The sequence below is a fragment of the Cognatilysobacter lacus genome (genome assembly GCF_008274655.1).
Taxonomy (GTDB): domain Bacteria; phylum Pseudomonadota; class Gammaproteobacteria; order Xanthomonadales; family Xanthomonadaceae; genus Cognatilysobacter; species Cognatilysobacter lacus.
On record NZ_VTRV01000014.1, the window covers coordinates 21419 to 28926 of the forward strand.

Sequence of the window (7508 nt, forward strand, 5' to 3'; positions counted from 1 at the left end):
GAGAAACCTCAGAAGCGGAAGTACAGGAACGGATTGAGCGTGCTGCTCGCCAACAGGGCGCACGAAACGGCGAAGCCCAGCAGCAGCACGAAGACCGGCACCGCGTGCACCTGCAGCGTGTCCATGCGCGGCTCGGTGATGCGCGGCGATCGGGAGAGCCGCGGAGCGCCGAGTCGATCGAAGATCCACGGCCAGATCGGGAAGGCCAGCAACACACCTGCGATCAGTGCCACGCCGACTTCAGGCGAGAGCAACACGACCGTATCGACAGGTAGCGGGCCGCTGTGCCGGAGATGGAAGAGCCGGTGGATGTATGCGGTCGCATCCGTGAACGTCTTTGCCCGGAAGAACACCCAGCCCGTCATCACCACCAGCATCGTGTAGAGAGGGGCGACCGGTCGCGGCAGTCGCTGCAGCACCCGCCCGAGCCCTGCACGCTCGATCAGCAGGAAGCTTCCGTGGAAAAGCCCCCAGGCTACGAACGTCCATGCTGCGCCGTGCCAGAGACCGGTCAGGAAAAAAACGATCAGCAGGTTGCGCAGCGTCTTGGCGCTGCCGCCGCGGTTGCCACCTAGCGGGATGTAGACGTAGTCCCGGAACCAGAACGAGAGGGACATGTGCCAGCGACGCCAGAAGTCCGTTAGTGACACCGCCGAGTACGGATAGTCGAAATTCTTGGGGAACGTGAAGCCGAGCATGAAGGCAAGTCCGATCGCCATGTTCGAGTAACCGCAGAAGTCGAAGTAGATCTGGAGCGTGTAGGCGACGAGGCCGAGCCAAGCGCCGCCGGTCGTCAATGCGCCGTGCGCCGTCGAGAACGCCTGGTCGGCTACCGGCGCAACGGTGTTCGCGATGAGCACCTTCTGGCATAGGCCGACAATAAAGTACTGGACGCCAAGTGCGAGTCGAAGATGGCGGCCCTCGCGCCGCAGCTCGTCGTTTATCGCCGCGTAGCGCACGATCGGACCGGCAATCAGGTGCGGGAACATGAGGATGTATGTCGCGAATGCCAGCGGCTTGCGTTCGGGCTCGACGCGACCGCGAGACGCGTCCACTAGGTAGGAAACCAGCTGGAACGTGAAGAACGATATTCCCAAGGGGAGTTCGAAGTGGTGCTCGGGCAGTAACGCGCCTTGCACCACCTTGTTGACGTTGACCGCGATGAATTCCGAGTATTTGAACAGCGCGAGTACGCCGAGGTCGAGTGCGACGGTTCCTATTAGCCAGTAGCGCGCCCAGCGACCTGCACTGTTGAGGCGATGCGCGGCGACATGGTTGATCGCGATGAGCGCGAGCAGCAGAAGTACATACGCGCCCTCGCCCCACACGTAGAACAGCACGCTACCGGTGAACAGAACGGCGGTGCGTAGGCCGCTCCCGTAGTACGCGAGCAGGAACAGCGGCAGGAAATAGACGATGAAAAGAACAGAACTGAAAACCAAGTCGCGTCCCCACGAAGTTGCGGCAGTTCGGTCGTTCGCGCGCAGCCGGGCGACGCCTGGGTCCGGGCACGGGGCCCGGGGTAGGCGAATGGCTGGTCCGGGTGGGTCGCGTCCGGGCGAAAATTCCGTCGAGCGCGAGTTTGGCTCCCATGTGGAAGGCACGCAACGAGTTCCAAGCAGGAGCGGAGCATGTGTGCGGCTACAGCGACGTGGCCTGTGCGGGGCGATGCGCGGTAGTCGCGTGCACAGCGGCAGTGCCCCGCGATGCGTCGAACGACCGGGTCTGTGACTCCGCGAAATCGCGGTTCTTATAAGCTGTGCCTAACTCGACCGGCATGTATGCGCAAACGCGTTGGTCCGCGCGCGTGACGGCCCCGCCTATGTGGCTTCGACTCTCGTCGTGGTGACGATGCCGGGCTGCTGCGGAAGCTCCACCTGCGCGAGCAGGAACTCACGTCCGTCGGCCGCGACGGCGAGCAGGCCCGCGGCGCGTCCTCCGGTCCACGTGAGGCGACGCGGCGTCGCGCCGGCAACACCGCAGAAAAGCGACCGACGTAGCGGATGCACACGACGCGCATTGAAGGCGTTGTTGACGTCCGGTCGTATTGCCTGCACGGGGAACCGGTACGCCGCGCCATCCAGCGAGATGGCCAGGTACCTGACGTCCGTGTCGCCGAGCACCCACCCTTGGGCGGTCAGCGTCCATTCGCCCTCGCTGTCGTGGCCTGTCGTAATCACGATGTCGTACGCGAACCTGGGCGCGGCCCCGCCGCGGATCGGCACTTGGTTTGCAGACCGGCGGCGGTTGCCGTTTCCATCGCGGCGAAGCACGATCAACGTCGACGGCGCCAGGTCCTCGTCAGCCAGATGGCCGAAGTTGCCGGGCAGCAAACGCGAGAATCGGTCGAGGAGGTCGGCGCGCGCTTCGTCACGCAGGCCGATCTGGTTCGAGTAGACCTCGAGCGCGACGTAGCACTCCGACCGGCCGCCGAACGGCACGAGTTCGACGCTGCCGAAGCCCGCAGCGGATGCTGCGTGGGCCAGTTGGTCACCGTCGAACAGGTGCTTGTCTTCGCGACCGGCGAGCACCTCGGCATCGCCGCGAAAACGCAGGTTGGTGTTGTTTTCGAACAGCCAGTCCGACAATGCGAGCCGGTCTTCGGCCGACCAGCATGGATCGTCCTGCGTCGCCACGAAAATTTCGCAGACGGTATCGATCAGCGCCAAATGGAAACGGTAGTTCGGCTCGAGGAACACGGCGATGCCGTTTTGGCGCATCGCGCCGGCCAGCGTTGCGAGCATCGTCTGGAAATCCAGTACGTGATGCAGCACCGAGAAGCCCGCGATGAGCTGGAAAGCATCACGTCGTAGGCAGTCGGCGCCGTCCCACGTGACGAAATGCACGCCCGCGCTCGGCACGCCGTTTTCGACCAGTCGACGCCGGCAGGCGCCGAGCATGCTCGAGGAGATATCGGTGACCACCGCGGTACGGGTGGGCACCTGCTTCAGAAAGCCCAGTGTGAACTGACCCGTGCCCGCTCCGATTTCGAGGAAGGTGTCGATCGTCGACGGCATGCGATCGCCGAGCATCGACAGGCAGCTGCGCACGAATGCATGGCTGGCATCGCTGCTTAGCCGGTAGACTGCGTCGTAGTCGATTTCATCGAGCGCCGTGTACGCGTCTGCGCGCGTCATGGAAACGATGCCGTCGGCGACCGGGTAAGAGCGGGCGCAACTGCCGCAGGTCGCGACCGCGTCGAATGCGAAACCGCCCTTGCACTCGGGGCAGATGAGGAGGGCGGCGAGGTCAGGATGCAAGGTTGTTTCCGATGCGGAGTGGTCGTGGTGCGGCAACCCGTCCTGCGCCGCGCCCGCCGAGTGTAACGAGGGCGAACACGGGCCCGCGTCTACACTGGGCCGATGATCGACCTCCACTCCCACTTGCTGCCCGGCATCGACGACGGCGCGGTCGACCTCGCGATGTCACTCGCCATGGCACGTATCGCGGCGGCGGATGGAATCCGGACGGTGGCGTGCACGCCGCATATCTACCCCGGCATGTACGACAACGACGCGCCGGGGATACGTCGCGCGGTTGCCGCGCTGCAGCGGGAAATCGACGAGGCGGGCATCGACCTGCGGCTGGTCGAGGGCGCCGATGCCCACCTGACACCCGACCTCGTTGCGGATATCGCCGCTGACCGCGTGCCCACGCTCGCCGCCTCCCGGTACCTCCTGCTGGAGCCCCCGCACCACGTCGCGCCCCCGCATTTCGAGGATGCCTTGTTCGAGCTGATGGCGGCCGGGTACGTCCCGGTCATTACGCATCCTGAACGTCTTTCGTGGGTGGAGCAGGAATTCAACGTATTCCAACGGCTTGCATCCCGCGGATGCTGGATGCAGATCACGGCGGGCGCTCTGACCGGGCGTTTCGGGCGCCGCGTGCGCTATTGGGGCGAGCGGTTCGTGGGCGAGGGCCATGCGCATCTTCTCGCGACCGACGCCCACCACCCCGAGCGCCGGCCGCCCCTGCTGGCAGAGGCGCGCGAAGCCGCCGCGCGGCTCGTGGGCGCAGAGGAGGCCATGTGGATGGTCCAGGGACGCCCCGCGGCCATCTTGTCGGACGCCGACCCCGGCTCTGTTCCGGGACCGACGCCGAGGGCGTCGGGCGAAGTCAGCGCCCCGCGCTGGCTGCCCGCGTGGTTACGGGGCCGGCGGGGTCGGGCATAATCCGCGGCCCCCACCCCGGAGTCAGGCGCTTGAGATTCGTGCGTCTTCTGGCTGTCGCGCTATTGGCCTCGCTGCTCGTCGGCTGCGCCACGCATGCTCCGCAGACCGGCCGTGTTCCGCCGCCCGCCGTTGAACTGGCCGCGCCCGACCTGATGCCGCCGCCCGCCGAGCGTGGCGAATATCGAATTGGCGCCAACGATCTCCTTAGCGTCGTCGTGTTCCAGGTCAAGGACCTCGACCGCGACGTTCGGGTCAACGCATCCGGTGAAATATCGCTGCCCCTGATCGGTGTGGTGAATGCGGCGGGCCTGAGCGTGCATGGGCTGGAGACGGCGCTGGAAGCCCGCTACGGTGCGCGCTACCTGCAGCATCCGCACGTCACGGTGTTCGTGAAGGAAGCCGCGAGTCAGCGCGTCACCGTGGAGGGCGCGGTGGCCAATCCCGGCATCTTCCCGATGACCACGCGGCTGTCGTTGTTGCAGGCGATCGCCCTCGCGCACGGGCCCACCAACGTCGCGAACGAACACGACGTCATCGTTTTTCGCAACGTCGGTGGAGAACGACGTTTCGCGCGCTTCGACCTCAAGGCGATCCGAAACGGTGAACTCGCGGATCCCGAGCTATTCGGCGAGGACGTGGTCGCGGTGGACGAGTCGGGCGGCAAGGTGTGGCTGCGGCGCGCCATCGAGCTCACGCCGCTGCTCGGCGTGTGGAGCATCTTCCGGAGCACGCGGCCATGAGGAAGGACCTCGCGATGGACTTGGCGCCGCGCTCGGGCGAGTTCGACCTGCTGTCGTACTGGAAGGTGGTCCGCGAGCGTCGCTGGACCATCCTCGGCATCGCGGGCGTGATCGTCGCCGTGGTGCTGGTCGCCACGCTCCTGACGAAGCCCACGTATCGCGCTTCCTCCACGCTGCAGATCGAGCGCGAGACCATCAAGGTGGTGAATTCCGACGCGCTTGCGTCCGCCGATTCGCCGTATGACCGCGACTTCTACCAGACCCAGTTCGAGCTGCTCAAGAGCCGCTCTCTGGCATTGCGGGTGATCCAGGACCTCAACCTGATCAACGACCCGTACTTCAGCGGTGGCGCGAAGCCGAAAGCCCCGGGTGGCCCGCGTGCAGCTCCGGCGGCGGGCGATATCCGCCAGCGCGAGCAGGCCTTGATCGGAGCGGTGCAGGGGGGGCTCACGATCGAGCCGGTCAGCAATTCGCGACTGGTACGGATCAGTTTCGACGCGGCGGACGCCGGGCTCGCAGCACGCGTTGCCAATGCGTATGCGGACGCCTTCATCGCGAGCAACATCGAGCGCCGCTTCGGCGCATCGGCGTATGCGAAGAAGTACCTCGAAGAACGGCTCGCGGAGTTGAAGGGCCGGCTTGCCGATTCGGAAAAGCAGCTCGTCGGCTTCGCCGAAAAGCAGCAGATCATTTCCGTGGGCGAGGGCGAGCCCTCGCTGTCGGCGCAGAATCTGTCGGCGCTCAATGCGCTGTTGGCCAAGGCGCAGGACGAGCGCATCCGCGCCGAGGCGCAGTGGCGGCAGGCCAACGCCGGCAGCGGCATGGGCATGCCGGAGGTCGTCGACAACGCGCTCATCCAGAGCCTGCGGCAGTCGCGAGCAACGCTCGCTGGTCAGTACCAGGAGAAGTCGGCATCGTTCAAGGCCGACTACCCCGAGATGGTGCAGCTGAAGGGGCAGATCGCCGAACTCGACCGGCAGATCGCGACGGAGGTGAACAACATCCGCTCTTCGGTCAACTCGCGCTACGGCGCGGCGAAGGCGCAGGAGGACCTGCTCGCGCGCCGCATCCAGCTGCTCAAGGGCGATGTCCTGGACCTCGCCAATCGCAGCATCCAGTACAACATCCTCAAGCGCGAAACGGCGACCAACCAGCAGATCTACGATGCCCTGCTGCAGAGGTACAAGGAGATCGGCGTCGCGGGCGGGATCGGTGCCAACAACATCTCGATCGTCGACCGCGCCGAAGTTCCCGGTGGCCCCTACAAGCCCAATCTCCGGCGCAACGTCGCGTTCGCCCTGATCTTCGGCCTGGTGCTCGGCACGCTGGCAGCGTTCCTGCTGAAGTTCCTGGACCGTCGCATCCGTTCGTCGAAGGCGCTCGAAGCCCTGACCGGCAGGCCGGTGCTCGGGATCATCCCGAAGCTCGAGGCCGGGACCACGCCCGCGCAGGCGAGCGCGAACGCGCGCTCGCCGTTCTCCGAGTCGTATCGTTCGGTGCGCACGGCGTTGCAGTTCGCCACGCCGCACGGCCTGCCGCGTACGTTGCTGGTGACCAGTCCGGGTTCCAGCGAAGGCAAGAGCACGTCGGCTGCGGAACTCGCGCATAACATTGCGCAGCTCGGGCGTCGCGTAGTGCTGATCGACGCGGACCTGCGCAATCCGTCGCTGCACAAGGCCCTCGGGCGGTCAAACGCCGTCGGGCTTTCGAACGTGCTCGCGGGCGCCGCCGAAGTGTCGGCCGCGCTGCAAGACGTCGAAGGCGCCGGGTTCGCGCTGATCACGTCGGGGCCGCTGCCTCCGAATCCGCCCGAGCTGCTCGGCGGGGACGGCCTGATCCGCTTGCTCGAGCAGCTTTCCGCGCAGTTCGAAATCGTGATCATCGATGGTCCGCCGGTGCTCGGCCTCGCTGACGCGCCACTTCTGGCCAGCCGCGCCGAGGCGACGCTCCTCGTCGTCATGGCCGACGTGACCCGGTCCGACGCGGTACACGGTGCGCTGCAACGCCTGTCCGCCACTCATGGAAACGTTCTCGGCACGTTGTTCACACGTTGGGACATGCGCGGCGACGGCGAGTACGGCTATGGCGGATACGGTTACTACCAGTACGGCGCCAGCGACCGGTAGTGTCGTCCGGAGGACTGTCCCGCGAGCGCCCGTCCGCGGGCGCTCGCGGACTGACCGCGCTAGGGCATGCAACACCGGAAGTTCGGCAGGCCGGCGCGCGCTCCGCGCAGACTGGGGCGTCTGCGCGCGCGGCGCTCCGTACCCGCCTCGGTCACGTTTATCGGTGGCAACCTAATGCCGTTGAGCCGCCCCAACGCCGTTGCCCTCACTGTGGCACTGGCACTTTGCAGCGCCGGGGTGGCCTGGTGGGTGGGAAATCGCGAATGCGGGCTCGGGGCGGGTCTCGCGGTGCAGGCCTGCGCGCCATGGGCGTCGCCGAGCGAGTACGTATCCGAAGCCGAGGCAGGCGCAGCGCTGCGAATGGCACCGCTCGACGGCACCGGCTATCGGCGGCTTGCGCAGGCAGCGCAGGCCGGCGGCGACGATGCCCGGGCGGCGCGGCTTTATGGCATCTCCCTACGCCGCACGCC

Annotated in this window: 5 protein-coding genes; 3 read left to right on the plus strand and 2 right to left on the minus strand. The window is 66.3% G+C overall.

Annotation, left to right across the window (positions count from 1 at the left end):
- Positions 1 to 8: 8 nt before the first annotated feature.
- Both FW784_RS02480 and FW784_RS02485 read right to left on the minus strand, forming a co-directional pair.
- Positions 9 to 1442, minus strand: a complete 1434-nt coding sequence (locus FW784_RS02480) for an MBOAT family O-acyltransferase (RefSeq protein WP_149351778.1) — start codon at positions 1440 to 1442, stop codon at positions 9 to 11.
- Positions 1443 to 1820: 378 nt separating this feature from the next.
- Positions 1821 to 3260: a methyltransferase gene (locus FW784_RS02485; RefSeq protein WP_149351779.1), complete on the minus strand. Its 1440-nt coding sequence runs from the start codon at positions 3258 to 3260 to the stop codon at positions 1821 to 1823.
- Positions 3261 to 3362: 102 nt separating this feature from the next.
- Here FW784_RS02485 and FW784_RS02490 point away from each other — a divergent pair, with 102 nt between their 5' ends.
- The 3 genes from FW784_RS02490 to FW784_RS02500 are packed head-to-tail and all read left to right on the plus strand — an operon-like array spanning position 3363 to position 7038.
- Entirely contained in the window at positions 3363 to 4172 is an 810-nt protein-coding gene (locus FW784_RS02490; RefSeq protein WP_149351780.1) for a tyrosine-protein phosphatase, read from the plus strand.
- Between the two features lie 38 nt (positions 4173 to 4210).
- Positions 4211 to 4912, plus strand: a complete 702-nt coding sequence (locus FW784_RS02495) for a polysaccharide biosynthesis/export family protein (protein WP_235893542.1) — start codon at positions 4211 to 4213, stop codon at positions 4910 to 4912.
- Positions 4909 to 7038 carry a GumC family protein gene (locus FW784_RS02500; RefSeq protein ID WP_149351781.1) on the plus strand — a complete coding sequence of 710 codons (2130 nt, stop codon included), beginning with the start codon at positions 4909 to 4911 and terminating at the stop codon, positions 7036 to 7038. Before FW784_RS02495 ends, FW784_RS02500 begins: the two co-directional genes overlap by 4 nt.
- Positions 7039 to 7508 lie beyond the last annotated feature (470 nt).

Coding starts and splice junctions, on each gene's coding strand:
- FW784_RS02490 (WP_149351780.1), top strand. CDS start 3,363: ATGATCGACCTCCACTCCCACTTGCTGCCCGGCATCGACGACGGCGCG.
- FW784_RS02500 (WP_149351781.1), top strand. CDS start 4,909: ATGAGGAAGGACCTCGCGATGGACTTGGCGCCGCGCTCGGGCGAGTTC.